Origin of the sequence: Pseudomonas sp. NY15181 (genome assembly GCF_048068055.1) — a bacterium.
Classification (GTDB): Bacteria; Pseudomonadota; Gammaproteobacteria; order Pseudomonadales; family Pseudomonadaceae; genus Pseudomonas.
In genome coordinates this window covers 1-25542 of record NZ_JBLUPT010000007.1, presented here as the reverse complement: position 1 = coordinate 25542, position 25542 = coordinate 1, and the positions used below count along the sequence as shown (strand labels likewise).

General features: G+C 65.8%; 24 protein-coding genes. 8 read left to right on the top strand and 16 right to left on the bottom strand.

Translation table 11 applies throughout. The annotated features are described in order from the left end of the window. Positions 1 to 10 precede the first annotated feature (10 nt). The 3 genes from ACNFBT_RS16950 to ACNFBT_RS16940 form a co-directional block, all read right to left on the bottom strand. On the bottom strand, positions 11 to 634 hold the full coding sequence (locus tag ACNFBT_RS16950; protein WP_416751254.1) for a LysE family translocator: 624 nt from the start codon (positions 632 to 634) through the stop codon (positions 11 to 13). Between the two features lie 66 nt (positions 635 to 700). Further along, complete coding sequence (locus tag ACNFBT_RS16945) at positions 701 to 1501, bottom strand: AraC family transcriptional regulator (RefSeq protein WP_416751252.1); 801 nt, start codon at positions 1499 to 1501, stop codon at positions 701 to 703. Between the two features lie 267 nt (positions 1502 to 1768). Next, the gene (locus ACNFBT_RS16940) at positions 1769 to 2638 is read right to left on the bottom strand and encodes an NAD-dependent epimerase/dehydratase family protein (RefSeq protein ID WP_416751250.1); all 870 of its coding nucleotides are present in this window, start codon (positions 2636 to 2638) and stop codon (positions 1769 to 1771) included. Between the two features lie 94 nt (positions 2639 to 2732). Here ACNFBT_RS16940 and oxyR point away from each other — a divergent pair, with 94 nt between their 5' ends. The 3 genes from oxyR to ACNFBT_RS16925 all read left to right on the top strand — a co-directional run bounded on the left by oxyR (position 2733) and on the right by ACNFBT_RS16925 (position 7235). After that, on the top strand, positions 2733 to 3665 hold the full coding sequence (gene oxyR / locus ACNFBT_RS16935; RefSeq protein ID WP_416751248.1) for an oxidative stress transcriptional regulator OxyR: 933 nt from the start codon (positions 2733 to 2735) through the stop codon (positions 3663 to 3665). Further along, the gene (gene recG, locus ACNFBT_RS16930; RefSeq protein WP_416751246.1) at positions 3662 to 5737 is read left to right on the top strand and encodes an ATP-dependent DNA helicase RecG; all 2076 of its coding nucleotides are present in this window, start codon (positions 3662 to 3664) and stop codon (positions 5735 to 5737) included. Before oxyR ends, recG begins: the two co-directional genes overlap by 4 nt. Before the next feature lie 91 nt (positions 5738 to 5828). Next, the gene (locus tag ACNFBT_RS16925; protein ID WP_416751245.1) at positions 5829 to 7235 is read left to right on the top strand and encodes an HDOD domain-containing protein; all 1407 of its coding nucleotides are present in this window, start codon (positions 5829 to 5831) and stop codon (positions 7233 to 7235) included. 63 nt (positions 7236 to 7298) lie between these two features. On the opposite strand, the gene ACNFBT_RS16920 is transcribed toward ACNFBT_RS16925, so the two are convergent. From ACNFBT_RS16920 to ACNFBT_RS16900, 5 genes are all read right to left on the bottom strand, one after another. Continuing rightward, positions 7299 to 7700: a helicase gene (locus ACNFBT_RS16920; RefSeq protein ID WP_416751243.1), complete on the bottom strand. Its 402-nt coding sequence runs from the start codon at positions 7698 to 7700 to the stop codon at positions 7299 to 7301. Between the two features lie 134 nt (positions 7701 to 7834). Beyond that, positions 7835 to 8107 carry an HU family DNA-binding protein gene (locus tag ACNFBT_RS16915; RefSeq protein WP_009614168.1) on the bottom strand — a complete coding sequence of 91 codons (273 nt, stop codon included), beginning with the start codon at positions 8105 to 8107 and terminating at the stop codon, positions 7835 to 7837. Between the two features lie 202 nt (positions 8108 to 8309). Beyond that, entirely contained in the window at positions 8310 to 9464 is a 1155-nt protein-coding gene (locus tag ACNFBT_RS16910; RefSeq protein WP_416751241.1) for an NAD(P)/FAD-dependent oxidoreductase, read from the bottom strand. 88 nt (positions 9465 to 9552) lie between these two features. After that, positions 9553 to 9720 (bottom strand): rubredoxin, encoded by a 168-nt coding sequence (locus tag ACNFBT_RS16905; protein WP_416751239.1) that lies wholly within the window; start codon positions 9718 to 9720, stop codon positions 9553 to 9555. Positions 9721 to 9929: 209 nt separating this feature from the next. Then, a complete protein-coding gene (locus ACNFBT_RS16900; RefSeq protein WP_015479573.1) occupies positions 9930 to 10097 on the bottom strand; it encodes a rubredoxin in 168 nt (55 codons plus the stop codon). Between the two features lie 223 nt (positions 10098 to 10320). Here ACNFBT_RS16900 and ACNFBT_RS16895 point away from each other — a divergent pair, with 223 nt between their 5' ends. Both ACNFBT_RS16895 and ubiA read left to right on the top strand, forming a co-directional pair. Beyond that, the gene (locus ACNFBT_RS16895; protein ID WP_416751716.1) at positions 10321 to 10860 is read left to right on the top strand and encodes a chorismate--pyruvate lyase family protein; all 540 of its coding nucleotides are present in this window, start codon (positions 10321 to 10323) and stop codon (positions 10858 to 10860) included. Positions 10861 to 10886: 26 nt separating this feature from the next. Continuing rightward, on the top strand, positions 10887 to 11777 hold the full coding sequence (gene ubiA, locus ACNFBT_RS16890) for a 4-hydroxybenzoate octaprenyltransferase (RefSeq protein WP_416751236.1): 891 nt from the start codon (positions 10887 to 10889) through the stop codon (positions 11775 to 11777). 49 nt (positions 11778 to 11826) lie between these two features. On the opposite strand, the gene ACNFBT_RS16885 is transcribed toward ubiA, so the two are convergent. Further along, positions 11827 to 12195 (bottom strand): hypothetical protein, encoded by a 369-nt coding sequence (locus ACNFBT_RS16885; protein WP_416751234.1) that lies wholly within the window; start codon positions 12193 to 12195, stop codon positions 11827 to 11829. A gap of 281 nt (positions 12196 to 12476) precedes the next feature. Here ACNFBT_RS16885 and phoB point away from each other — a divergent pair, with 281 nt between their 5' ends. The 3 genes from phoB to ACNFBT_RS16870 all read left to right on the top strand — a co-directional run bounded on the left by phoB (position 12477) and on the right by ACNFBT_RS16870 (position 15944). Next, positions 12477 to 13166 (top strand): phosphate regulon transcriptional regulator PhoB, encoded by a 690-nt coding sequence (gene phoB, locus ACNFBT_RS16880; protein WP_416751232.1) that lies wholly within the window; start codon positions 12477 to 12479, stop codon positions 13164 to 13166. A 39-nt stretch (positions 13167 to 13205) separates the two neighbouring features. Beyond that, positions 13206 to 14510, top strand: coding sequence for a phosphate regulon sensor histidine kinase PhoR (gene phoR / locus ACNFBT_RS16875; protein WP_416751231.1), 1305 nt, complete (start codon positions 13206 to 13208; stop codon positions 14508 to 14510). Between the two features lie 93 nt (positions 14511 to 14603). Next, positions 14604 to 15944 (top strand): hemolysin family protein, encoded by a 1341-nt coding sequence (locus ACNFBT_RS16870; protein WP_416751229.1) that lies wholly within the window; start codon positions 14604 to 14606, stop codon positions 15942 to 15944. Between the two features lie 216 nt (positions 15945 to 16160). Here ACNFBT_RS16870 and ACNFBT_RS16865 read toward each other — a convergent pair whose 3' ends face one another. From ACNFBT_RS16865 to ACNFBT_RS16835, 7 genes are all read right to left on the bottom strand, one after another. Further along, on the bottom strand, positions 16161 to 17060 hold the full coding sequence (locus ACNFBT_RS16865) for a peptidoglycan DD-metalloendopeptidase family protein (RefSeq protein WP_416751227.1): 900 nt from the start codon (positions 17058 to 17060) through the stop codon (positions 16161 to 16163). 114 nt (positions 17061 to 17174) lie between these two features. Next, positions 17175 to 18071: a response regulator gene (locus ACNFBT_RS16860; protein ID WP_416751225.1), complete on the bottom strand. Its 897-nt coding sequence runs from the start codon at positions 18069 to 18071 to the stop codon at positions 17175 to 17177. A 133-nt stretch (positions 18072 to 18204) separates the two neighbouring features. Further along, the gene (gene phoU, locus ACNFBT_RS16855) at positions 18205 to 18945 is read right to left on the bottom strand and encodes a phosphate signaling complex protein PhoU (RefSeq protein ID WP_275609295.1); all 741 of its coding nucleotides are present in this window, start codon (positions 18943 to 18945) and stop codon (positions 18205 to 18207) included. Between the two features lie 85 nt (positions 18946 to 19030). Continuing rightward, the gene (gene pstB, locus ACNFBT_RS16850) at positions 19031 to 19867 is read right to left on the bottom strand and encodes a phosphate ABC transporter ATP-binding protein PstB (RefSeq protein ID WP_015479583.1); all 837 of its coding nucleotides are present in this window, start codon (positions 19865 to 19867) and stop codon (positions 19031 to 19033) included. Between the two features lie 52 nt (positions 19868 to 19919). Continuing rightward, positions 19920 to 21596 (bottom strand): phosphate ABC transporter permease PstA, encoded by a 1677-nt coding sequence (gene pstA, locus ACNFBT_RS16845; protein WP_416751223.1) that lies wholly within the window; start codon positions 21594 to 21596, stop codon positions 19920 to 19922. A 24-nt stretch (positions 21597 to 21620) separates the two neighbouring features. After that, complete coding sequence (locus ACNFBT_RS16840) at positions 21621 to 23654, bottom strand: ABC transporter permease subunit (RefSeq protein ID WP_416751714.1); 2034 nt, start codon at positions 23652 to 23654, stop codon at positions 21621 to 21623. 395 nt (positions 23655 to 24049) lie between these two features. Continuing rightward, on the bottom strand, positions 24050 to 25021 hold the full coding sequence (locus ACNFBT_RS16835; protein WP_416751221.1) for a phosphate ABC transporter substrate-binding protein PstS: 972 nt from the start codon (positions 25019 to 25021) through the stop codon (positions 24050 to 24052). Positions 25022 to 25542 lie beyond the last annotated feature (521 nt).

Genomic DNA, 25542 nt, shown 5'->3' with positions numbered 1-25542 from the left:
ATCGACAGGATCAGCGCAGCCCGCTCCATAGCAGCCATCCACCCAGCGCCAGCAGCAGTCCACCACAGATCCGGTCCAGCGCCGTCACCCGGCGCTTCAGCCAGCCGCGCCAGCGGGGCCGATCCAGCAGGCGCACCAGCGCCATATCCCACAGCAAAACCACCGCGCCCATCCACAGCACGCAGACGCCCAGCGCCCAACCGGGCAGATGGAACTGGCCGAGCACGCCGAACAGCCCTGTGTAGAAGATCGGCAGCTTCGGATTCAGGCTGCTGGCCAGAAAGCCCTCGCGCACGCCGCGCAGAAAGCCTCCAGCCTTGTGGTTGCCCCTCTCAGTGGGAATCTCCAGTTCGCGCCGCGCCAGCAGCGCCTGAGCACCCAGCCAGACGAAGTAGGCGCCGCCCAGCAGCTGCACCACGCGCAGCCCGTGGCTCGCCACGTCCGGCAGCAGGCCCAGGACGAACAGCACCAGCAGCATGCTCGCCAGATTGGCCAGGGCGATGCCTGCCGCACAGCCGTCGGCATGGCGTCGACCGCGCACCAGTGCCGCGCGGATCAGAAGGAAGAAATCCGGCCCCGGCGACAGCAGGGCAGCGAAGTGGGTGCTGGCGACCAGCACGAAGGCGGCGAACATGGCGATCTCCCGAATGCGGCGTCGCGCAGTCTGGAAGGGTCGGCCTCGGGCAGTCTTGGAAGAAACTCAGGTGCGCGTGGTGCGCAGGAAGCGTCCGGGGGTGACGCCGGTGAAGCGGCGGAAGGTGCCGGAGAAGTGCGCCTGGTCGTAGAAGCCCAGCGCCAGCGCGACGTCCAGCGGCTTCTCGCCAGCCACCAGCAGGCGCTTGGCCTCGCGGATGCGGCGCTGCAGCAGGTAGGTGTGCGGCGGCACGCCATAGGCATTGCGGAAGGCCTCGATCAGATGGCGCGGATGGCGTTGCAGCAGTGCCGCCAGCGCTTCGAGGCTCACGGCCTCGCGGTAATGCGCTTCCAGGTAGTCGCGCAATTTCGCGGTGACGCCGCCGTCGCGGGCTGCCGAGGCGTTCGGACGCATGCCGCCATGGCGGACGAACACCAGCTCCAGCAGCGCCAGCAATTCGCTTTCCAGGGCCAGCGCGTCGTTGCGTTCGAACTCGGTCGCGACGCGCTTGAGCGCTTCCGCCACCTGGCCGTCGTCATGCGGGTTGAGCGTCTGGAAACCGCGCGGCAGCTGCTTGCGCCCGAGCAGCGGCAGCAGGCGCGACTCCTCGATGTAGAGCATGCGGTAGACCAGCCGCTCGGACTCGGCATTGCCGGTGTGCGGCTCCTCCGGGTTCATCAGCGACAGGGTGCCGGCGGGCAGTACATGGTGCGCGCCGCGGCACTGATAGCCGCCAGCACCGTGGAGGATGGCGCCGATGGCGAAGGCATCATGGCTGTGCCGACCGAACGGCTGGCCGGAGAAGTCCGCATGGAACAACTCCACCCCCGGCAACCAGGGGCGCGCCAGCAGCCGATTGGCGTCCATCAGGGTTTGATGGCCTTGCGAGGCGAGCAGCGTTGCCGCGTCAAATCGCGCCAGGCTAGACGTGGGACGACGGCAATGGTCATTCCCTTGTCGAGTCCCGCAACGACGCATGGCGCGATTTGACGCGCAACCCGAAGGGACGAGGCCAGATTTATGCAGCACCGCGACACTTGATTTTCACCGGGGATCATCAAATTTCCTCCCTGCACATAACGCTGCATAAATCTGGCCGTTGTCGCGGCCGCATCGCAAGGACATCAGACCCTTTCAGTCCTGCTTACCCGCGAGGATCGCCGCGTAGCCTTCGCGGAAGCTCGGGTAGCGCGGCTCCCAACCCAACGCCCGGGCACGGGCGTTGCTGCAGCGCTTGCTGCCGGCGCGGCGCACGCTCTGCTCGTCGGACCAGTGAGTGACACCCAGCTGCTCACGCAGCCAGGCGACCACGTCGTGCAGCGCGGCGGGGTCGTTGTCGACGCCGATGTAGCAGTCGTCCAGGGCGACGCCACTGCGGTCGGCTTCCAGCAGCGTGGCCAGCAGGCCGGCGGCGTCCTCGGCGTGGATACGGTTGGCGTAAAGCGGCGGCTCGCTGGCCACGCGGTAGCCCTCGCGCACCTGCTTGAGCAGCCATTCGCGGCCGGGGCCGTAGATGCCGGTCAGGCGCACGACGCTGGCAGGAATGCCGCTGCGCAGCGCCACCTGCTCGGCTTCGAGCATCACGCTGCCGGAGTAGCTCTGCGCCTGGGCGGGGGAAGTTTCGTCGATCCACTCGCCGTCGCGCTGGGCGTACACGCCGCTGCTGGAGACGAACAGCAGGCGCCTGGGCGATTGCCCGCGCTGTCGCAGCCAGCCGAGGGTGTTGCGCAGGCCTTCGACGTAGGCGGCGCGATAGCCCGCTTCGTCGTGCTGGGTCGCGGCGGCGCAGTACACCAGGTAATCCAGCCGGCCGACCGGCCAGGTGTCGGGGCACTCGAGCTGCGCCAGATCGCCGGACACCGGCAGCACCTCGAAGGGCAACGCAGCGATGTTGCGGCGCAGGCCGTGGACGCGCCAGTCGCGGGCGGCCAGTTGGCGTCCCAGACGGCTGCCGACATCGCCGCAACCGACGATCATCAGGCTGGGGAAGGTGCTCGTGCTCATGCTTGGCTCCGTGAATCGGGGCCGGGAGTTTAGCGCGGTTGGTTCGCAGCGGTGCAGCCGCTATGCTTGGGCCACCTCAACGGATTTAGCCGCCATGACCCTCACCGAACTGCGCTACATCGTCACGCTCGCCCAGGAGCAACATTTCGGCCGCGCCGCCGAGCGCTGCCACGTCAGCCAGCCGACCCTCTCGGTCGGCGTGAAGAAGCTGGAAGACGAGCTCGGCGTGCTGATCTTCGAGCGCAGCAAGAGCGCGGTGCGCCTGACCCCGGTGGGCGAAGGCATAGTCGCGCAGGCGCAGAAGGTGCTGGAGCAGGCCCAGGGCATCCGCGAACTGGCCCAGGCCGGCAAGAACCAGCTGACCTCGCCGCTGAAGGTCGGCGCCATCTACACCATCGGCCCGTACCTGTTCCCGCACCTGATTCCGCAACTGCACCGGGTCGCCCCGCAGATGCCGCTGTACATCGAGGAAAACTTCACCCACATCCTGCGCGACAAGCTGCGCACCGGCGAGCTGGACGCGATCATCATCGCCCTGCCGTTCCAGGAAGCCGACGTGCTGACCCTGCCGCTGTTCGACGAGCCCTTCTACGTGCTGATGCCGGCGGATCACGCGTGGACCGCGAAGAAATCCATCGACGCCGAACTGCTCAATGACAAGAGCCTGCTGCTGCTCGGCGAGGGCCACTGCTTCCGCGACCAGGTGCTGGAAGCCTGCCCGACCACCCGCAAGGGCGACGAGAACAAGCACACCACGGTGGAATCCAGCTCGCTGGAAACCATCCGCCACATGGTCGCCTCGGGCCTGGGCGTGTCGGTGCTGCCGTTCTCGGCCGTGGACAGCCACCACTACGCGCCCGGCGTGATCGAGGTTCGCCCGTTCACCGCACCGATACCCTTCCGCACCGTCGCCATCGCCTGGCGCGCCAGCTTCCCGCGGCCGCGCGCCATCGAGGTGCTGGCGGACTCGATCCGCCTGTGTTCGGTCGCCAAGCCGACCGTCAAGGGTGAAGCCGAGCCGGCATGACCGAGCTGTCGAACGTCCCGGTCACCGCGCTCAAGGGCGTGGGCGCCGCGCTGGAAGAGAAGCTGGCGAAGGTCGGCCTGGAAAACCTCCAGGACATCCTCTTCCACCTGCCGCTGCGCTATCAGGACCGCACCCGCATCACCCCCATCGGCGCGCTGCGCCCGGGGCAGGATGCGGTGGTCGAAGGAGTGGTCTCCGGCGCCGACGTGGTGATGGGCAAGCGCCGCAGTCTTTTGGTGCGCCTGCAGGACGGCACCGGCACCCTGAGCCTGCGCTTCTACCACTTCAGCCAGGCGCAGAAGGAAAACCTCAAGCGCGGCACGCACCTGCGCTGCTATGGCGAAGCCCGCCCCGGTGCCTCGGGCCTGGAGATCTACCACCCCGAATACCGCTCCCTCACCGATGCCGCCGCGGCGCCGGTGGAGCAGACCCTCACGCCGATCTACCCGACCACCGAAGGCCTCACCCAGCAGCGCCTGCGCCAGCTCAGTGAGCAGACGTTGCAGCGTCTGGGCCCATCGAGCCTGCCGGACTGGCTGCCGGCTGAACTCGCCCGTGACTACCGCCTGGGCCCGCTGGACGAAGCCATCCGCTACCTGCACCGGCCGCCGCCGGATGCCGACCTGGAAGAGCTCGCCGAAGGCCGCCACTGGGCCCAGCACCGCCTCGCCTTCGAGGAGCTGCTGACCCATCAGCTGTCGCTGCAACGCCTGCGCGAAAGCGTGCGCTCCCAGGCCGCCCCGCAGCTGCCGCCGGCCAAGCGCCTGCCGCCGCTGTACCTGAAGAACCTCGGTTTCAAACCCACCGGCGCGCAGCAGCGGGTCGGCGCGGAGATCGCCTACGACCTCGCCCAGCCCGAACCCATGCTGCGCCTGGTGCAGGGCGACGTGGGCGCCGGCAAGACAGTGGTCGCCGCCCTTGCCGCCCTGCAGGCGCTGGAGGCCGGCTACCAGGTGGCGCTGATGGCGCCGACCGAGATCCTCGCCGAGCAGCACTACCTCAACTTCAGCAAATGGCTGCAACCGCTGGGCATCGAAGTCGCCTGGCTGGCCGGCAAGCTCAAGGGCAAGGCCCGCGCCAGCGCGCTGGAACAGATCGCCGCCGGCGTGCCCATGGTCGTCGGCACCCACGCGCTGTTCCAGGACGAAGTGAAGTTCAAGCGCCTGGCCCTGGTGATCATCGACGAACAGCACCGCTTCGGCGTGCAGCAGCGCCTCGCCCTGCGCCAGAAGGGCGTGGACGGCCGGCTCTGTCCGCACCAGCTGATCATGACCGCCACGCCTATTCCGCGAACCCTGGCAATGAGCGCCTACGCCGACCTGGACACCTCGATCCTCGACGAATTGCCGCCAGGCCGTACCCCGGTGAACACCGTGCTGGTGGCCGACAGCCGTCGTATCGAAGTGATCGAGCGGGTCCGCGCCGCCTGCCAGGAAGGCCGCCAGGCCTACTGGGTGTGCACGCTGATCGAGGAATCCGAAGAGCTGACCTGCCAGGCCGCCGAAACCACCTACGAGGAACTCTCCTCGGCACTGGGCGAGCTGCGCGTCGGCCTGATCCACGGGCGCATGAAGCCGGCGGACAAGGCCGTGGTGATGGAAGCCTTCAAGGAAGGCATGCTGCAGCTGCTGGTGGCGACCACCGTGATCGAGGTCGGCGTCGACGTGCCCAACGCCAGCCTGATGATCATCGAGAACCCCGAGCGCCTGGGCCTGGCCCAGCTGCACCAGCTGCGCGGCCGCGTCGGCCGGGGCAGCGCGGCGAGCCACTGCGTGCTGCTCTACCACCCGCCGCTGTCGCAGATCGGCCGCGAGCGCCTGGGGATCATGCGCGAGACCTGCGACGGCTTCGTCATCGCCGAAAAGGACCTGGAACTGCGCGGCCCCGGCGAGATGCTCGGCACCCGCCAGACCGGGCTGCTGCAATTCAAAGTCGCCGACCTGATGCGCGACGCCGACCTGTTGCCGGCCGTGCGCGACGCGGCCCAGGCGCTGCTGGCGCACTGGCCGCAATCGGTCAGCCCCTTGCTGGCACGCTGGCTGCGCCACGGTCAGCAATACGGGCAAGTGTGATGCAGTTCACTCTCACCGGTCGGCTGACTGCGCGGTCACGCTAGCTGGCTGGTTATACTCCGACCCAGCCGTTGATAACCGGATCACATTCATGAGCGACGCCGCACGCGCCACTTCCGCCTCATCGCGGGCCCCCGAGGTCATCCTGCAGCTGCTCGACAAGCTGGGGATCGCCTATCGCGAGGTCAACGACGTCCCCTCCCTGCCCAGCGCCCGCCGCATCCAGGCAGGCCTCTTGGAGGACAGCGTCGGCACGCTGTTGGTGCTGTTCCCGCAGAGCCAGCTGCTCGACCTCAATCGCCTGGCCGAGCTGACCGGCCGCAAGCTGGTGGCGGTCAAGCCCGAACGCATGGAGCGCATGCTCGGCAAGCACCAGCTCGGCCGCCTGCCGGCGCTGCCGCCGCTGACCAGTTCGCCCTGCCTGTATGACGACCGCCTGCTGCAGGAACCGCAGGTGCTGATCGAGTCCGGCAGCGCCGGCATCCTGCTGGAGATCGCCACCCCGGCGTTCCGCAGCCTGCTGGAAAAAGCCAGCGCCGCGCGGTTCGGCGTTCCGCTGGAAGCCATCCGGCCGAACCTCGACCGCCCGGACGACGACCGCGCCGAAATCACCCAGGCGGTGCAGGCTTTCACCGCCCGCCGCATCCAGCAGCGTCTCGAGGAAACCATCGAGATTCCGCCGCTGCCGGAAACCGCACAGAAGATCATCAAGCTGCGCGTCGATCCCAACGCCACGGTGGACGACATCACCGGCGTGGTGGAAACCGACCCGGCGCTGGCCGCCCAGGTGGTCAGCTGGGCCGCTTCGCCCTACTACGCCGCGCCCGGCAAGATCCGCTCGGTGGAAGACGCCATCGTCCGCGTGCTGGGCTTCGACCTGGTGATCAACCTGGCACTGGGCCTGGCGCTGGGCAAGACCCTGAGCCTGCCCAAGGACCACCCGCAGCACGCCACGCCCTACTGGCAGCAGGCGATCTACACCGCCGCGGTGATCGAGGGCCTGACCCGCGCCATTCCGCGCACCGAGCGCCCGGAAGCCGGCCTGACCTACCTCGGCGGCCTGCTGCACAGCATCGGCTACCTGGTCCTGGCGCACATCTTCCCGCCGCACTTCTCGCTGATCTGCCGGCACCTGGAAGTGAACCCGCACGTCGAACACAACCTGGTCGAGCAGCACCTGCTGGGCATCACCCGCGAGCAGATCGGCGCCTGGCTGATGCGCACCTGGGACATGCCCGAGGAGATCTACACCGCCCTGCGCTTCCAGCACGACCCCAGCTACGCCGGCGACTGTGCGACCTACGCCAACCTGGTTTGCCTGGCGACCCGCCTGCTGCGCAACAACGGCATCGGCGGCGGTCCGGAGACGAGCATCCCGCAGGATCTGCTGGAGCGCCTGAACATCAGCCGCGACAAGGCCGAGGATGCGGTGCGCAAGGTGCTGGATGCCGAAGCCGCGCTGCGCGAGCTGGCCAGCCAGTTCAATACGCCGCACTGAGCGCGTCGCCGCTGAAATGAAAAAAGGCCCCATCCGGGGCCTTTTTTCATCGCGCGAAAGGGATCAGGCAGCCTTCTTTTCGCTGGCCGGCGCAGCCTTCTTCTTCGGCTTGAGGTACTTCACCAGCCCCTGGAACCAGATCACCAGGCCCGGGTTGCCCTGGATCTGGATGTCCTTGTTCTGGATACCCTGCATGAACGCCAGTTGCGGGTTCTTCGAGGTCATGGTGGCGAAGCCGTAGGCGCCATCCTTGAAGCCAAGCGCGAAGGCCGGCTGCGGATGGGTGCCGCGATGGGCGCTGACGCGCAGGCCCTTGACGATGTAGTGGCGGGCAACCTTGCCGTCGAGGGTGTGCAGTTGGAACACCAGGTCCTTGCCTTCCAGCTGCTTCTGGAACGCCGGATTCTCCCGGCTGGCCTTGGCCATCATGCGCCCGAGCATCCACAGCAAAAGACGAAATTTCATGCACAAACCTCGATGTTCGAGACAAAAGTCTGCGCATTGTAGTCACTTCAAAAAGAGACTACATCCGATCTTTTGATGGGTTTATGTAACCGGAGGGGCGACCCGGAGCCGCTCTGGCTCCGGGCTGCAAGCGATCAGTTGACCGCGTCTTTGAGCGCCTTGCCTGGTTTGAAGGCAACGGTGTTGCTGGCTTTGATCTTTACCGGCTGGCCAGTCTGCGGGTTCTTGCCGGTACGGGCGCCACGGTGACGCTGGATGAAGGTGCCAAAACCGACAAGGGTAACGCTGTCCTTGCGATTGAGCGCGCCAGTGATTTCGTCCAGCAGCGCGTTCAGCACCTTGTTGGCTTGTTCTTTGGTGAGGTCGGCCTTTTCGGCGATGGCGGCGGCCAGTTCTGGTTTACGCATAGATGTAGATGCCTCTTTGACGGTTTGTTGTTGTTGTGTCCGTGCTGTCTTCCCAACAGCGCCCAAGGCACCGCAGGCTTGCCGTACAGGCTCTAGGCTGCGGCAGACGGGGGGAGAATGGCACGCCGAAAGCGGGCGCGCCAGTATCGTCCGACAATTTAAGAGCACATTCCCACAGTAAAACCGTCACTAAAGAGGGCTATTACGCCAACAGAGCCGGCAACTCCTTGTTAAGCGAGAGCTTTTCGCTGACAGCCGCCCCGGTCAGTGCGTAACCGAGCAAACGACCGGCGGTATCCCGGTAAAGCACCTTGAGGTCCGGGCCAGAGCCTTCCACCCGCCATTCACCCTCGCTGCCGCGCGGCGGCGGCGAGACCACCAGCGGGCACACCGGGGTCTTCACGGTCACCGGCATCGGGCCATAGGCCACGGAGGTCGACTTGCCCGCCAGGGTCTGCGCCAGCGCGCGGGCGCAGGACATCAACGGCATCACGTAGAGCAGGTTCAGGCCATCGACCTCGGCGCAGTCGCCCAGGGCGTAGATGTTGGCGTGGGAGCTGCGCAGTTCGCGGTTGACCATCACGCCGCGATTGACGTCCAGCCCCGCGGCGGCGGCCAGGTCGATACGCGGGCGCAGGCCCACGGCGGAAACCACCAGGTCGCAGGCGATCACGCTGCCGTCGGACAGGTGTGCTTCCAGTGCTTCGCCCGCACGCACCAGGCGGTTCAGCACCGGGCCGAGGTGGAAGCGTACGCCGAGGCTTTCCAGCCCCTGCTGCACCGCGTGGGCGGCGGCCGGGTGGAGCAGGCCGGGCATCACCTGCTCGCAGGGCGCCACGACCTCGATCTGGAAACCACCGCTGGAGAGGTCGTTGGCGAACTCGCAGCCGATCAGCCCGGCGCCCAGCAGCAGCACGCGGCGCTTACCGGCGGCCGCCGTGCGGAAGCGGGCGTAGTCCTCCAGGTCGTTGATCGGGAAGATCAGGTCCTGGGCGTCGCCCTCCACCGGCACGCGAATGGTGTCCGCGCCCCAGGCCAGCACCAGGTCGCGGTAGCGGATTTCCTCTTCGCCGATCCAGATGCGCCGATGACCCGGGTCGATGCCGGTGACGCGGGTGTGGGTGAGGATGCGCGCCTTGAGCTGGTCGGCCATGGCGCCCGGCTCGGCCATGGTCAGGCCGTCGGCGTCCTTGTCCTTGGAGAACCCGGTGGAGAGCATCGGCTTGGAGTAGGAACGGCCGTCGTCGGCGGTGATCAGCAGCAGCGGCGTCTCGCCGTCGAGCTTGCGCCACTCGCGCGCCAGGTTGTAGCCGGCCAGGCCAGTACCGATAATCACCAGCGGTGCGTTGTCACTCATTGCGCTCTCCACTTCTTAAAGACGCCACTTCGTAAAGACGGCACGGCGGCCATCGGCTCGCCGCGTGAAATTCGTTCGGCCGGGCAGTTCAGGAGATCGCAATCATCTCGAAGTCCATCTTGCCCGTACCGCAGTCAGGACACACCCAGTCCGCGGGAATGTCTTCCCAGCGGGTACCCGGCGGGATGCCCTCGTCCGGCAGCCCCAGCGCTTCGTCATAGATGAAGCCACAGATTACGCATTGCCATTTGCGCATCGGCCAAGCCCTCCTGCGATTACCGGGTGAAGCTAACGGATTCGTGCGCACCCTCCAACGGCGCGCGTGCCGACGGGTTTCGTCAGCAGAGTCAACCCGGCGCTTCCCAGTCTACGCCGCTGCTGTTCGAAAAGATGGTACGGCCTTGCCGGGGCCATAAACGCCGACGGCGGCCCGAAGGCCGCCGTCGCAGGTCGAACCGGGCAGGATCAGCCGATCTCGATCATCTCGAAGTCCAGCTTGCCGACGCCACAGTCCGGGCACAGCCAGTCTTCCGGCACATCTTCCCAGCGGGTGCCGGCGGCGATGCCTTCTTCCGGCCAGCCCTTGGTTTCGTCATAGATCAGGCCACACACCACACACTGCCACTTCTTCATCGGCTATCACCCTCGTGCTCTTGTCGCTTGGACGTCAGTGCATCCAATGTCGGGCTTTGTACTGGCGATGGAGCCGGCGCGCAAGTACCGACCGACCGGCCAAACCTTTGGTGGGGTATGGCGTAAGGCACTCTTGCGGAGAACGCAATCGGCCGCGCAAAGCCGCCATGTTAAGCTGCCGCGTCCCTGGCCACCCGCAGTCATCACCGTGCCCGACGCAGCCCTGTCTCATCCGCCCCGCTGGCTCTCCGCCGCCCAGTTGCACCCCGCGCCCTCCGCCCAGGTCCTGGACTGGCTGTTCGACGAGGGTTCGCTGACGCGCCGTCTGACCGCCCTGTCCGACGGTGGCTTCGCGGTAGAGCCGCTGGCCGAGGGCTGGCACCGGATGCGCGCGGACGAATGCAGCGCCCTGGGCGTACCCGATGGCAGCTTGGGCTGGGTTCGCGAGGTGTACCTGAAGGGCCACGGCCAATCCTGGGTGTTCGCCCGCAGCGTCGCCGCGCGCCACGCACTGGAAGGCTCCGGCTTCGACCTGCGCCTGCTCGGCAGCCGCTCCCTGGGCGAATTGCTGTTCAGCGACCGCGCCTTCCAGCGCGGCCCCATCGAAGTGTGCCGCTACCCGGCCGCCTGCCTGCCCGCCGAGGTGCGCGTCGAGCGCCCCTGGGGACGGCGCTCGCTGTTCAGCCGCGACGGCCTCGGCGTGCTGGTCGCCGAAGTATTCCTGCCCACGCTCTGGCACCGGCTGGAAGAACAGTCCGTATAATCCCCGGATCGTTTCCGGAGGCCGCCATGTTCGTCGCCCTGATCAAACCCCTTGCTCGCCTGCATCCCCGCGCCTGGGACTTCCTCCAGCTGACGCGCATGGACAAGCCGATCGGCATCTACCTGCTGCTGTGGCCCACCCTGTGGGCACTGTGGATGGCCAGCGGCGGCGTGCCTAGCGTGAAGAACCTGCTGATCTTCGTCGTCGGCACCGTGCTGATGCGCGCCGCCGGCTGTGTGATCAACGACTTCGCCGACCGCAAGCTCGACGGCCACGTCGAGCGCACCAAGGCTCGCCCGCTGGCCACCGGCAGGATCACCGTGCGCGAGGCCTGGATCACCTTCTTCGTGCTGCTGGGTGCCAGCTTCCTGCTGGTGCTGTGCACCAACGCGCAGACCATCGCGCTGTCCTTCGGCGGCGCAGCGATCGCGGCGCTCTATCCCTTCATGAAGCGCTACACCTACTACCCGCAGGTGGTGCTGGGCGCGGCCTTCTCCTGGGGCATCCCGATGTCCTTCACCGCGGCGAGCGGCGCCCTACCCGCGGCGGCCTGGCTGCTGTTCTTCGCCAACGTGCTGTGGACTGTGGCCTACGACACCTACTACGCGATGACCGACCGCGAGGACGACCTGAAGATGGGCATGAAGTCCACGGCGATCCTCTTTGGCGACGCCGACCGCGCGATCAACCTGACCCTGCAGGGCCTGATGCTCCTGCTGCTGATCCTGGCCGGCAACAAGCTGGGCATGCACCTGTACTTCTACCTCGGCCTGGCCGTGGCGGCGGGCTGCTTCGCCTGGCAGTTCCACTCCACCCGGGATCGCGAGCCGCTGAAGTGCTTCAAGGCCTTCCTGCACAACCACTGGGCGGGGCTGGCGATCTTCCTAGGTACGGTGCTGGATTACGCGCTGCGCTGACTGCAGAGGGCGCCGCCCTCTCCCGGGGGAGAAGGCGGCGTGATTGACTCTACTGCGGCTTGGCCACGTGCCAGGCGCCCATCTTTCCTTCGCCCGTCATGTCACCCGGCTTCTTGTCCTGGACGAAGGTGTACAGGGGCTTGCCGTAGTAAGCCCACTGCATGCTGCCGTCGTCACGTTTGACCAGCGTCCAGTCCTCCATGGCCTTGGCGTCCGCCGCAGCCTTCAGTGGCGGCCAGTACTCCGAACAGCCACTGTTGCACATCGACTTGCCACCGCTGTCCTTGTCGAAGGTGTACAGCGTCATGCCCTTGGCATCGACCATCATGCCGTTCTTTTCCATCGCCGGCTCGGCCGCCAGCACGGCCATCGTCGGGAGGGCCAGCCCAAAGGCAAGGGCCGGAAGCAACCTCTTCATCGCGTGTCTCCTCTGGTGAGGTGGAACGGCGCGGGTGTCATCGCCAGGGCGACGTCGACTACGCACTCGCAACCGTCATCGCGGCATGCCGGCACCGCAGCGCCAGCCGCACCGCCAACCGGGCCGGTGCATTGCCCGCCGACCGCAACAGGAAATCGCGGTGGCTGTTTCAGCATAGACGAGCGCTCTACGGCAGGGGTCGGCTACCATCCCCGTGTCACATCCCTGAAATAATTCCGTTATCTAATGCGGCGCAATACGAAAATTCCTGAGGCACCAGCATGGTTGGCAAGACAATCCTCATCGTCGATGACGAAGCTCCGATCCGGGAAATGATCGCCGTGGCCCTGGAGATGGCCGGCTACGAATGCATCGAGGCCGACAGTGCCCAGCAAGCCCACGCGGTGATCGTCGACCGCAAGCCGGACCTGATCCTGCTCGACTGGATGCTGCCGGGGACCTCCGGCATCGAGCTGGCCCGCCGCCTCAAGCGCGACGAGCTGACCTCGGGCATCCCGATCATCATGCTCACCGCCAAGGGCGAAGAGGACAACAAGATCCAGGGCCTGGAAGTCGGCGCCGACGACTACATCACCAAGCCGTTCTCCCCGCGCGAGCTGGTGGCCCGCCTGAAGGCCGTGCTGCGCCGCACCGGTGCCGGCGACAGCGAGACGCCGATCGAAGTCGGCGGCCTGCTGCTCGACCCGATCAGCCACCGCGTGACCATCGACGGCAAGCCGGCCGAGATGGGCCCGACCGAATACCGCCTGCTGCAGTTCTTCATGACCCACCAGGAGCGCGCCTACACCCGTGGCCAGCTGCTGGACCAGGTCTGGGGCGGCAACGTCTACGTGGAAGAACGTACCGTCGACGTGCACATCCGCCGCCTGCGCAAGGCCCTCGGCGAGGTCTACGAAAATCTGGTTCAGACCGTGCGCGGCACCGGTTATCGTTTCTCGACCAAAAGCTGATCGGGCACTGCGCCCGATGGGTACAAGGAACGGACTTTCGTGACCCAGAACTGGAGTGGCGTGCTGATTCGCCACCTGCTGTTAGTCATCGCCGGCGGCCTGCTGCTCGGCCTGGTCTCCGGCCAATGGGGCTGGGCCCTGGCGGCTGCCCTGGCGGCCTACCTCGGCTGGAGCCTCTGGCAGCTGCTTCGCTTGTACAAGTGGCTGAAAACCCACCAGAGCGATGAAGCCCCGCCCGACGGCTACGGCCTGTGGGGTGAGGTATTCGACAGCATCTATCACCTGCAGCGGCGCAACCAGAAGGCGCGCGGACGGCTGCAGGCGGTGATCGATCGCATGCAGGAATCCACCGCGGCCCTGCGCGATGGCATGATCCTGCTCGACCGCGACGGCAACCTGGAGTGGTGGAACCAGTCCGCCGAACGCCTGCTCGGTCTCAAGAGCCCGCAGGACGGCGGTCAGCCGGTGACCAACCTGGTCCGCCACCCGCGCTTCAAGGAATATTTCGCGCACGAGGACTACCGCGAACCGCTGGAGCTCACCTCGCCGATCAACGACAACCTGCGCCTGCAGTTCCACATCACCCTCTACGGCGCCGGCGAGCACCTGATGCTGGTGCGCGACGTGACCCGCGTCCATCAGCTGGAACAGATGCGCAAGGACTTCGTCGCCAACGTCTCCCACGAGCTGCGCACCCCGCTGACGGTGATCGCCGGCTACCTGGAGACGCTGCTGGACAACGTCGAGGACGTGAATCCGCGCTGGACCCGCGCGCTGCAGCAGATGCAGCAGCAGGCCGGACGCATGCAGAACCTGCTCAACGACCTGCTCCTGCTGGCCAAGCTGGAAGCCACGGACTACCCGGCCGACAACAAGCCGGTGGCGGTCGACCTGCTGCTGCTGTCGATCCGCAACGACGCGCAGGCGCTCTCCGGCTCGCGCAGCCACCGCATCAGCCTGGAGGCGGATTCGAAGGTGAAGCTCAAGGGCAGCGAGGCCGAGCTGCGCAGCGCCTTCTCCAACCTGGTGTTCAACGCGGTGAAATACACCCCCGACGAAGGCGAGATCCGCATTCGCTGGTGGGCGGACGAGCAGGGCGCACATCTGGCAGTGCAGGACAGCGGCATCGGCATCGATCCCAAGCACCTGCCGCGTCTGACCGAACGCTTCTACCGTGTCGACTCCAGCCGCAACGCCAGTACCGGCGGCACCGGCCTGGGGCTGGCCATCGTCAAGCATGTCCTGCTGCGCCACCGCGCCAGCCTGGACATCAGCAGCGTGCCGGGCAAAGGCAGCAGCTTCACCTGTAATTTCCCGCAACAACAGGTCGAGCGCCGCGCCTGACGGCGCTCGCCGCCCTGTTGCTGCCAACGGCGGGCTTGCCAGTGGCGCCCGTGAACCGCATTCTTGTCCGTCCATTCCCAATCCAACAGAACCATGGACCCTTCCCCTAGTAGCAACCTCCTGACCTACTTCGCCGATTTCGGCCTGATTCTTTTCGCTCTCTTCCTCGTCGTGCTCAACGGCTTCTTCGTGGCCGCCGAGTTCGCCATGGTCAAGCTGCGCTCCACCCGCGTGGAGACCATCGCCAAGCAGCACGGCTGGCGCGGCACCATCCTGCGCAAGGTGCACAACCAGCTCGACGCCTACCTGTCCGCCTGCCAGCTCGGCATCACCCTGGCCTCCCTGGGCCTGGGCTGGGTCGGCGAGCCGGCCTTCGCCGAACTGCTCGAACCGCTGCTGGCCATGGTCGGCGTGCATTCCGAAGAAGTCATCCGCGGCGTTTCGTTCTTCACCGCGTTCTTCATCATTTCCTACCTGCACATTGTGGTCGGCGAACTGGCGCCCAAGTCCTGGGCGATCCGCAAGCCTGAGCTGCTGTCGCTGTGGACGGCGGTGCCGCTGTATCTCTTCTACTGGGCCATGTACCCGGCCATCTGGCTGCTCAACGCCAGCGCCAACACCATCCTGAAGATCGCCGGCCAGGGTGAACCGGGTCCGCACCACGAACACCACTACAGCCGCGACGAGCTCAAGCTGATCCTGCACTCCAGCCGCGCCCACGACCCCAGCGACCAGGGCATGCGCGTGCTGGCCTCGGCGGTGGAACTGGGCGAGCTGGAGGTGGTGGACTGGGCCAACTCCCGCGAGGACCTGGTCTACCTGGAGCGCAACGCGCCGCTGGACGACATCCTCGCCACCATCCGCCGTCACAAGTACAGCCGCTACCCGGTGTACGACAGCGGCAAGGGCGAGTTCATCGGCCTGCTGCACATCAAGGACCTGCTGCTGGCCCTGACCACGCTGGAGAGCCTGCCGGAGTCCTTTGACCTCGACGAACTGACCCATCCGCTGGAGATGGTGACCAAGCACATGCCGCTGGCACGCCTGCTGGAGCAGTTCCGCCAGGGCGGCTCGCACTTCGCCCTGGTGGAGGAAGCCGACCACAAGGTGATCGGCTACCTGACCATGGAAGACGTGCTGGAAGTGCTGGTCGGCGACATTCAGGACGAACACCGCAAGGCCGAGCGCGGCATCGTCGCCTACCAGCCGGGCAAGCTGCTGGTGCGCGGCGACACGCCGCTGTTCAAGCTGGAACGCCTGCTGGGCCTGGACCTCGACCACGTAGAGGCCGATACCCTCGCCGGCCTGGTCTACGACACCCTGAAAAGGGTGCCGGAGGAAGAGGAAGTGCTCGACACCGAAGGCCTGCGCATCATCGTGAAGAAGATGAAGGGCCCGAAGATCGTCCTCGCCAAGGTGGTGAAGCTGGACTGATCGTCCGCTTACGAAAAAGGCTGCCCGAGGGCAGCCTTTTTTATTGGGCGGTATCCCGCTCCGCAAGATAGCGCTTGCTGTAGGGCGTATAACGCTCTGCGTTATACGCCGATTGACCAGGGTTTCACGGCACTCCAAACTCAGCCTTGGCATCGTCGGATGGGTAAGGTGCATCGGCGTACAACCGCGAACGGTTGTACGCCCTACGAAAACTCGTCAGTTCTCCTTCACCACCGCGAAATTCGGCAGGGTATCCACCGGCTGGGAGAAGTCGTAGGGGATCGACACCAGGTCCAGGCCGACGTTGCGCTGCACCACGAAGTGCAGGTGCGGGCCGCTGCTGTTGCCGGTGTTGCCCGAGCGCGCCAGGGAGGTGCCAGTGGCGACGCGCTGCCCCTCGTGAACCAGCACCGAGCCGCGCATCAGGTGCAGGTACACGCCCATGGTGCCGTCGTCATGCAGGATGCGCACGAAATTGCCGGACGGGTTCTTGCCGCGCCCGTCCTGGCCATTCTCGATCTTCACCACCATGCCGCCACGGGCCGCGATGATGGGCGTCCCCACGGGCATGGCGATGTCCATGGCGTAGCGCCCCTTGGGCGTGAAATGGCTGTAGCGGCCATTGGCACCCTGGGTCAGGCGGAAGGGGCCGCCCACCCAGGGCAGCGCGTACTGATACGCCAGCGGTTGCAGGCGCGGATCGCCCAGGGCATAGCGCAGCTTGGGTTTGTACAGCATGGGCTTTCCGGGGTCGCGCGGGGTGAGCGTCGCCAGGCTAATCGAGCTGCGCGGCGGCAGCACCCAGCGGATCGGCCGCTCCGGCGCGCCAATGGTGTTCTGCGCACCGGTCACGCTCAGCTCCACCTCCACCGGTGCATACAGGTCGTTGCGCACCTGCAGCGTCTCGCCGCCGGCGTGCTTCTTGGTCTCCAGCTTCACCTGCTGTTCCAGGTGCTCGACCATGCGGTCGCGGAAGACGAACACCGCCGCTCCCGGCACGGCCTTGTCCGTGTAGGTGACCACGCCATTGGCGTCGGTGTACTTGTAGATGGTCACGGCCGAAGCCGTCCCAGATGCGGCCAAAAGACCGCACAGGAAGATACTGCGCCCTAGCATGTCGACTCTGGTTATAGGTATGGCGACAACGGCAAGACTAGCAGCGCAACCGGCACGGAGCGACCAGCCGACAGTCGGCGTGTGAAGCAGTGCCGTCCTCCGCTCGGCGCGGAGTCAGGCGCCGGGCACGTAATGTTTCTGGCTGCTGCCGCGGGCGATCAGGCGCGACAGGTAGTCGAGCTTCTGCGGATCGCGGTCGACGAAACGGAAGGTGAGCTGCAGCCACTCGCTGTCGGGCTTGGGCTCCAGCGCCGCCACGGCGTGCAGGTAGCCGTTGAGACGCGCCACATCGCTGTCTTCCTCCAGGTCCAGCACGGCGCTTTCCAGCACCTGCGGCAGCGGCGAGCCGCGCTTCACCACCAGCAGCGCTTCCTTCAGGCTCAGGGCCTTGATCACGCACGGCAGGCTGGCCTGGGGCAGGCGCAACTGGCCCTGCTGTCCCTTCGCGGCGGAGCGTGCGGCCGGCGCGGCGGCTGCCGGGGCAGCGGCTGGAGCAGCGGGACGCGGCGTGGTAGCCGGGGCCGGACGCACCACATCGGCCTTGCCACCGGTCAGTGCGCTGAGCGAGTCATTGGGCATGGAGCCGACCAGGCTGCGCTGCGGCGCCTGGGCGGCCAGCGCTTCGAGCTTGCCGGCGCGGGACAGCGCCTTCTTCACCTTGCTCACCAGCTGGTCGTTGGAGAACGGCTTGCCGATGAAGTCGGAGACGCCGGCCTGGATGGCCTGCACTACGTTGTCCTTGTCGCCACGGCTGGTGACCATGATGAACGGCGTAGTTTTCAGGCTGTCCTGCTCGCGACACCAGGTGAGCAGCTCGATACCCGACAGCTCCGGCATCTCCCAGTCGCAGAGGATCAGGTCAACGCTCTGGCGCGCAAGGAACTGCTGCGCCTTGCGGCCATTCACCGCCTCTTCGATCTGCAGACCGGGGAAATGGTCCCGCAGCCCCTTTTTCACCAGATCCCGGATGAACGGGGCGTCATCCACCACCAGCACACTGACCTTGCCCATCGGCAACTCCTTCGAACGATAGGGCGAAGAATAGCCTCGCCGGGTGGCGACATGCCATCGGCACGAAACCGTCCGGCCATAAAATGACGAACCCGGCGCTTGGCCGGGTTCGTCGGTGCAGCTGGCGAAAGCCTTATTCGGGCTTGTTGCCGTTGCCAGTGCCCTGCACTTCTTCCTTCATGCGGGTCAGGCCCAGGTGACGCACGTCGGTGCCGCGCACCAGGTAGATCACCAGTTCGGCGATGTTGCGCGCGTGGTCGCCGATGCGCTCCAGCGAACGCAGGGCCCAGATGACGTTGAGCACGCGGGAGATGGCGCGCGGGTCTTCCATCATGTAGGTGACCAGCTCGCGCAGGGCGGTCTTGTACTCGCGGTCGACGGTCTTGTCGTACTGGGCCACCGACAGCGCGAGGTCAGCGTCGAAGCGGGCGAAGGCGTCCAGCGCCTCCTGCACCATCTTGCGCACCTGGTTGCCGATGTGGCGCACCTCGACATAGCCGCGCGGCGACTCGCCTTCCTCGCACAGCTGGATGGCGCGGCGGGCGATCTTCGAGGCTTCGTCGCCGATGCGCTCGAGGTCGATCACCGACTTGGAGATGCTGATGATCAGGCGCAGGTCGGAGGCGGCCGGCTGGCGGCGGGCGAGGATGCGCAGGCATTCCTCGTCGATGTTGCGCTCCATCTGGTTGATCTGGTCGTCGATCTCTCGCACCTGCTGGGCCAGGCCCGAGTCGGCGTCGATCAGCGCGTTGACCGCGTCGTTGACCTGCTTCTCCACCAGGCCGCCCATGGCCAGCAGATGGCTGCGCACATCTTCCAGCTCGGCGTTGAACTGCTGCGAGATGTGGTGGGTGAGGCTTTCTTTGTTGATCATGTTCGCTCCGCGAAAGCCGCTGGCTCCGGGCCGCAGGCTTGTAATGTTCTCCGGGAAGTTCTACCGCGCACGCAATGCCCGGAAACTAGCCGTAACGACCGGTGATGTAGTCTTCGGTCTGCTTCTTGGCCGGGTTGGTGAACAGGGTGTCGGTGTCACCGAATTCGATCAGCTTGCCCATGTACATGAACGCCGTGTAGTCGGAGACGCGCGCGGCCTGCTGCATGTTGTGGGTCACGATGACGATGGTGAACTTGGACTTCAGCTCGTAGATCAGCTCTTCGATCTTCAGGGTGGAGATCGGGTCCAGCGCCGAGCAGGGTTCGTCGAGCAGCAGGACCTCCGGTTCCACGGCGATGGTGCGGGCGATGACCAGACGCTGCTGCTGGCCGCCGGAGAGGCCGAGGGCGGATTCGTGCAGGCGGTCCTTCACTTCGTCCCACAGAGCCGCGCCCTTGAGCGCCCACTCGACGGCTTCATCGAGCACGCGCTTCTTGTTGATGCCCTGGATGCGCAGGCCGTACACCACGTTCTCGTAGATGCTCTTGGGGAACGGGTTGGGCTTCTGGAACACCATGCCGACGCGGCGGCGCAGCTCGGCGACGTCGACGTTCTTGGCGAAGATGTTGTGGCCGTCGAGCAGGATCTCGCCCTTGACGTTGCAGCCGTCAACCAGGTCGTTCATGCGGTTGAAGCAGCGCAGCAGGGTCGACTTGCCGCAACCGGACGGGCCGATGAAGGCGGTCACGCGCTGCTTCGGGATGTTCATGCTGACGTCGAACAGCGCCTGCTTCTCGCCGTAGAACAGGCTCAGGCCGGGTACTTCGAGGGCGACGGTCTCGCTCTCCAGGTTCATGCCCTGGCGGTCGCCGCGGCCGAGCGCGCCGATGTCGATGCCGTGGGTTGCGGTTTCGTGTTGCATCTTCAGTCTCCCTTGGAGGCTTGGCGGCGGGCCGGGCCCGCCGCCGGCAGAATCAGTTTTCCAGCGCCTTGTACTTTTCGCGCAGGCGGTTACGGATGGCGATGGCCGAGAAGTTCAGCAGGGCGATGACCATCACCAGCAGCAGCGCAGTGGCGTACACCAGCGGACGCGCGGCCTCGACGTTCGGGCTCTGGAAGCCGACGTCATAGATGTGGAAGCCCAGGTGCATGATCTTCTGGTCCAGGTGCACGTAGGGGTAGTTGCCGTCCACCGGCAGTGCCGGGGCCAGCTTCACCACGCCCACCAACATCAGCGGCGCCACTTCGCCGGCGGCGCGGGCCACGGCGAGGATCAGGCCGGTCATCATGGCCGGGCTGGCCATCGGCAGCACCACTTTCCACAGGGTTTCGGCCTTGGTCGCGCCCAGGGCCAGGGAACCTTCGCGGGTGGCACGGGGGATGCGCGCCAGGCCTTCCTCGGTGGCCACGATCACCACCGGTACGGCGAGGATCGCCAGGGTCAGCGAGGCCCAGAACAGGCCCGGCGTACCGAAGGTCGGTGCCGGCAGCGCCTCGGGGAAGAACATCCGGTCGATCGAACCACCCAGCACATAGACGAAGAAGCCCAGGCCGAATACGCCGTAGACGATCGCCGGGACGCCCGCGAGGTTGTTCACCGCGATGCGGATGATCCGGGTCAGCAGGCCCTGGCGGGCGTACTCGCGCAGGTAGACCGCGGCGATCACGCCGAACGGGGTGACGATCACAGCCATCACCAGAGTCATCATCACGGTGCCGAAGATGGCCGGGAAGATACCGCCCTCGGTGTTGGCTTCACGCGGGTCGTCGCTGAGGAATTCCCACAGCTTCTGGAAGTAGAAGCTCAGCTTGGCGCCGACACCCATGGCGTTGGGCTGGTAGGCGTGCACCAGCTTGCCCAGGGTGATCTCGGTTTCCTTGCCGGTGGCATCGCGCATGGTGATGCTGTCGCGGTTGAATTCCTGGTGCAGGGCATTCAGCTGCTCTTCCAGCACCTTGTACTGGGCGTTCAGCTCGGCGCGGCCAGCGGCGATGTCAGCCTCGGCGGTGGCATCCAGCTTGCCGTTGAGCTGCAGGCCACGCTCTTTCAGGCGCAGGCGCTCGAGGCCGTGGTTGATGCCACCGATGTCCTTCTTCTCCAGCTGGTACAGCTTGGCGTAGAGCGCGTCGACGCGCTTGAGGCGGGCCTGCAGCTCGGCCATGGCGGCCGGACCTTCGGCGACCACCTTGCCGCTTTCCTTCACGTTCAGCAGGTAGCCATAGAAGTTGCCCCACTCGCGGCGCTCCAGGGTCACCAGCTCGGCCGGGTGACGCTTGTCGCCCAGCCACTCGCCGATCACCCAGGAGAAGTCGCTGCCGTAGAGATCGCGGTTGCCCAGCTTGAGCAGTTCGCGGGTCATGAACTCCGGGCCATTCTCCGGCACCGGCAGACCGGCGCCACGCAGGCGCTCGCGCGATACCTGCTCGACCTGCACCTCTTCACCGATCAGGGTCTTGGGCGCTTCACCGGGGACGGTGTAGGTCGCCTCGATCACGTCCGCCGGCCAGAAGTGGCCGAGACCGCGCACGGCGATCACGGCGAGCAGGCCGATGGTCATGATCACGGCGATGGACACGGCCCCTGCGTTCATCCACACCCAGGGAGTACCGCTGGCGAACCACGCTTTGACGGATTCCTGTTTCTGTTTCACGGAACTAGCCTCGTCGGGCGTCGCTTAGAGCGACGCGTATTTCTTGCGCAGGCGCTGACGGATCAGCTCTGCCAGGGTGTTCATCACGAAGGTGAAGGACAGCAGCACCAGTGCCGAGAGGAACAGCACGCGGTAGTGAGTCCCGCCCACCTCCGACTCGGGCATTTCCACCGCGACGTTCGCCGCGAGGGTACGCATGCCCTGGAAGATGTTCACGTCCATGACGGGGGTGTTGCCGGTGGCCATCAGCACGATCATGGTCTCGCCCACCGCGCGGCCGAGGCCGATCATCAGGGCCGAGAAGATACCGGGGCTGGCGGTCAGGATCACCACGCGGGTCAGCGTCTGCCAGGGCGTGGCGCCCAGGGCCAGGGAGCCGTAGGTCAGGCTCTTGGGCACGCTGAAGATGGCGTCTTCGGCGATGGAGAAGATGTTCGGGATCACCGCGAAGCCCATGGCCAGGCCCACTACCAGTGCGTTGCGCTGGTCGTAGGTGATGCCCAGGTCGTGGCTGATCCACAGGCGCATGTCGCCGCCGAAGAACAGGGTCTCCAGGTGTGGGCTCATCCACAGGGCGAAGGCGCCGGTAGCGAGGACGACCGGAATCAGGATCGCTGCTTCCCAGCCGGCCGGCAGGCTCAGGCGGATGCGCTCGGGCAGACGGCTCCAGATCAGGCCGGCGGCCAGGATGCCCAGCGGGGTGAGCAGCAGCAGACTGAAGATGCCCGGCAGGTGACCTTCGACGTACGGAGCCAGGAACAGGCCGGCGAAGAAGCCGAGGATCACAGTCGGCAGCGCCTCCATCAGCTCGATCACCGGCTTGACCTTGCGGCGCATGCCCGGAGCCATGAAGTAGGCGGTATAGACGGCGGCGGCGATGGCCAGCGGTGCTGCGAGGATCATCGCGTAGAAGGCGGCCTTCAGGGTACCGAAGGTCAGCGGCGACAGGCTCAGCTTGGGTTCGAAGTCAGTGGTCGCGGCGGTGGACTGCCAGACGTAGCCCGGCTTGTCGTAGCTCTCGTACCAGACCTTGCCCCACAGCGCGCTCCAGGACACTTCCGGGTGCGGGTTGCTGAGGTTGAAGCGGCGCAGCTCGCCGCCCTGCTCGACAACCAGGCGGTTGGCGCGCGGCGACAGGGCCATCAGGCCGGCCGACGGGGCGACGTTCTCCACCAGCAGGGTGCGATGCGCGGTGCTGTGGAAGATGCCGAGGTTGCCCTGCTTGTCGAGCGCCAGGAAGCCTTTGCGGCGCTGCTCGGGAGCGATTTCGGTCACCGGCTGGTCGCCCAGCTTGAAGTCGCGCACATGGGCCAGGCGCGGTTCGCCGTCTTCGCCACGGGCCATGAACCACTGGCTGATGCCACCCTTGGAGTCGCCGACCATCAGCGAGATGCCACCCAGCAGCTGGCTGCTGGCGGTCACTTCGGCGGAGGCGTCATCCAGCAGCTTGTAGCGGCCGTTGAGCTGGTGGGTGCCAATGTTGAACACGTCGGCCTGGGCGCGGCCGTTGATAACATAGAGCCACTGCTTGCGCGGGTCCATGTAGATCGCCTTCACCGGGTCGGCGATCTGCGGCAGGTCGATGCGCTCCTCTTGCAGCGTAGTCTCGCCGGTCAGCATGTTTTCCTGACTGGACATGTTGAGCAGGAGCATCTGGCTGCCAGTGGAGGCCGCCAGCAGCAGGCCTTCATCACCCGAGACGATCGCTACGTGCTCCAGCGGGCGGCCCTGGGTATCCAGGTTGATCGCGGCTTCACCATAGGGATAGTCGATCTGCGGAGTGATGGTTTTCTTGTTGTCCGGGTAGGTGACCTTATAGGTGTGCTTGAACACCAGCGCCTGGCCGTTGGACAGGCCCAGTGCCACGGTCGGGTGACCCGGCTGGTCTTCGGCAATGGAAGTCACGTTGCTGCCGGCGGGCAGCTTGAGCGCGACACGACTTACTTCGTCGCCGGTCTTGGTGCTGAAGAAGACCACCTCGCCGTTGGCGGCGACACGCATGCCCACCATGTTCTGCTCTTCGATGCTCAGCAGCAGTGGCGCTTGCGCCGTCTTCAGCCAGGCCGGAGCCAGGGGGGCGCGCGCCTCCAGGGTGGCGCCACGGAACAGCGGCAGCACTACATAGGCGAGGTAGAAGAAAATCAGGGTAATGGCAGCCAGGACGGCGAGACCGCCGACCAGCACGTACCAGCGGGTGAGTCGATCCTTGAGCGCACGCATGCGGCGCTTGCGCTGCAGCGCAGGCGTATTGAAATCGATCCGCTCGGGGAGAGAAGAAGTCATCGGGGAGTTGGCCAGGTCGTTCATGCAGTGACACCCTAGCGGCTCTGTGTGACAGAAAGATGACATGGAGGTGACGCGACAAAGCCCACCAGCAGAGCCATGCTGGCGGGCCCGGTCGGGAAGGCGTCAGCCCATGCCGGGCGGCGTTGGCCGCCCGCTTGGCGGGCTGATTACAGACCCAGGTCCTTGATCGCTTTTTCGGCGACTTTCGACGGCAGCGGGATGTAGCCGTCTTTCACGACAACCTGCTGGCCGGTCTTGGAGAGCACCATCTTCAGGAACTGGGCTTCCAGCGGGTTCAGCGGCTTGTTCGGGGCCTTGTTGACGTAGACGTAGAGGAAACGGGACAGCGGGTAGCTGCCGTTCAGGGCGTTGGTTTCGTTGTCCTCGATGAACTCGCCGCCTTCCTTCTTGGCCAGGGCAACGGTCTTCACGCTAGCGGTCTTGTAACCGATACCGGAGTAGCCAACGCCGTTCAAGGACTGGCTGACCGACTGAACCACGGAAGCCGAACCCGGCTGCTCGTTCACGTTCGACTTGTAGTCGCCTTTGCACAGGGCTTCTTCCTTGAAGTAGCCGTAGGTGCCGGATACGGAGTTACGACCGAACAGCTGCACAGGCTTGTTGGCCCAGTCGCCGGTCAGGCCCAGATCGCCCCAGGTCTTCACTTCCTGCTTGCCGCCACACAGACGGGTGGAGGAGAAGATGGCGTCGACCTGTTGCATGGTCAGGCCTTTGATGGGGTTGTCCTTGTGCACGAAGATCGCCAGGGCGTCCACGGCAACCGGAACAGCGGTCGGCTTGTAGCCGTACTTCTGCTCGAAGGCCTGCAACTCGACGTCCTTCATCTTGCGGCTCATCGGGCCCAGGTTGGCGGTGCCTTCGGTCAGAGCCGGCGGCGCGGTGGAGGAACCGGCGGCCTGGATCTGCACGTTCACGCTCGGGTACAGGCGCTTGTACTCTTCGGCCCACATGGTCATCAGGTTGGCCAGGGTATCGGAGCCAACGCTCGACAGGTTGCCCGACACACCGCTGGCTTTTTGGTATTCCGGCAGGGCCGGATCAATTGCGGCGACCGCACTGGCGGTGCCTACGCCCGCGGCGACAAAGGTCAGGGCCGCCATCAAACGCTTGAGTTTCATGCCTTGCTCCTTGAGGAGAATGGGGTTGGATGGAACGGGGGCCAGTATCGTCAGGCCGCATGAAGACTCTATGACGCGAATGTGACAGTTGGATGAAATGCCATCAGCCAATTGCGCGAACGGCATGGCGAGGAAAAACAGCCGTGGGGAAATGACGAAAGGTGCGCTCCAGAGCCACGGAAAGGCTCTGGACGCCCTTGTAGGAACGAGCTTGCTCGCGAACCTTAGCAGGCAGCCATACCGTCATAATCGATGAAATGGCGCCACAGCGCGCACCGTCGCATGCGCTCCGAAGCTCTCCGATCGAGGCATTGCACCCCGTAGGAGCGGACTCCGTCCGCGATAGCCGCCGTCTCAGCGTGCACGACTGGTCCAGGTTGGAGGTGAGGGACTCCCGCCCCCGGCCAAACTTTCCCGCGCGCAAAAGCAAAGCCCCCGACCAGCAGTGCTGATCAGGGGCTTTGGGATAGGAGCTTGACGATGACCTACTCTCACATGGGGAAACCCCACACTACCATCGG

Excerpts from the sequence above, each read along its gene's own strand:
- ACNFBT_RS16900 (WP_015479573.1), bottom strand. The coding sequence starts at position 10,097 with ATGAAGAAGTGGCAGTGTGTGGTGTGTGGCCTGATCTATGACGAAACC.
- ACNFBT_RS16920 (WP_416751243.1), bottom strand. The coding sequence starts at position 7,700 with ATGAAATTTCGTCTTTTGCTGTGGATGCTCGGGCGCATGATGGCCAAG.
- ACNFBT_RS16870 (WP_416751229.1), top strand. The coding sequence starts at position 14,604 with ATGGACCCTTCCCCTAGTAGCAACCTCCTGACCTACTTCGCCGATTTC.
- ACNFBT_RS16925 (WP_416751245.1), top strand. The coding sequence starts at position 5,829 with ATGAGCGACGCCGCACGCGCCACTTCCGCCTCATCGCGGGCCCCCGAG.
- ACNFBT_RS16835 (WP_416751221.1), bottom strand. The coding sequence starts at position 25,021 with ATGAAACTCAAGCGTTTGATGGCGGCCCTGACCTTTGTCGCCGCGGGC.
- ACNFBT_RS16885 (WP_416751234.1), bottom strand. The coding sequence starts at position 12,195 with ATGAAGAGGTTGCTTCCGGCCCTTGCCTTTGGGCTGGCCCTCCCGACG.
- pstB (WP_015479583.1), bottom strand. The coding sequence starts at position 19,867 with ATGCAACACGAAACCGCAACCCACGGCATCGACATCGGCGCGCTCGGC.
- ACNFBT_RS16860 (WP_416751225.1), bottom strand. The coding sequence starts at position 18,071 with ATGGGCAAGGTCAGTGTGCTGGTGGTGGATGACGCCCCGTTCATCCGG.
- ACNFBT_RS16940 (WP_416751250.1), bottom strand. The coding sequence starts at position 2,638 with ATGAGCACGAGCACCTTCCCCAGCCTGATGATCGTCGGTTGCGGCGAT.
- recG (WP_416751246.1), top strand. The coding sequence starts at position 3,662 with ATGACCGAGCTGTCGAACGTCCCGGTCACCGCGCTCAAGGGCGTGGGC.
- ACNFBT_RS16915 (WP_009614168.1), bottom strand. The coding sequence starts at position 8,107 with ATGCGTAAACCAGAACTGGCCGCCGCCATCGCCGAAAAGGCCGACCTC.
- phoU (WP_275609295.1), bottom strand. The coding sequence starts at position 18,945 with ATGATCAACAAAGAAAGCCTCACCCACCACATCTCGCAGCAGTTCAAC.
- phoB (WP_416751232.1), top strand. The coding sequence starts at position 12,477 with ATGGTTGGCAAGACAATCCTCATCGTCGATGACGAAGCTCCGATCCGG.
- ACNFBT_RS16945 (WP_416751252.1), bottom strand. The coding sequence starts at position 1,501 with ATGGACGCCAATCGGCTGCTGGCGCGCCCCTGGTTGCCGGGGGTGGAG.
- ACNFBT_RS16910 (WP_416751241.1), bottom strand. The coding sequence starts at position 9,464 with ATGAGTGACAACGCACCGCTGGTGATTATCGGTACTGGCCTGGCCGGC.
- ACNFBT_RS16865 (WP_416751227.1), bottom strand. The coding sequence starts at position 17,060 with ATGCTAGGGCGCAGTATCTTCCTGTGCGGTCTTTTGGCCGCATCTGGG.
- ubiA (WP_416751236.1), top strand. The coding sequence starts at position 10,887 with ATGTTCGTCGCCCTGATCAAACCCCTTGCTCGCCTGCATCCCCGCGCC.
- ACNFBT_RS16950 (WP_416751254.1), bottom strand. The coding sequence starts at position 634 with ATGTTCGCCGCCTTCGTGCTGGTCGCCAGCACCCACTTCGCTGCCCTG.
- ACNFBT_RS16905 (WP_416751239.1), bottom strand. The coding sequence starts at position 9,720 with ATGCGCAAATGGCAATGCGTAATCTGTGGCTTCATCTATGACGAAGCG.
- oxyR (WP_416751248.1), top strand. The coding sequence starts at position 2,733 with ATGACCCTCACCGAACTGCGCTACATCGTCACGCTCGCCCAGGAGCAA.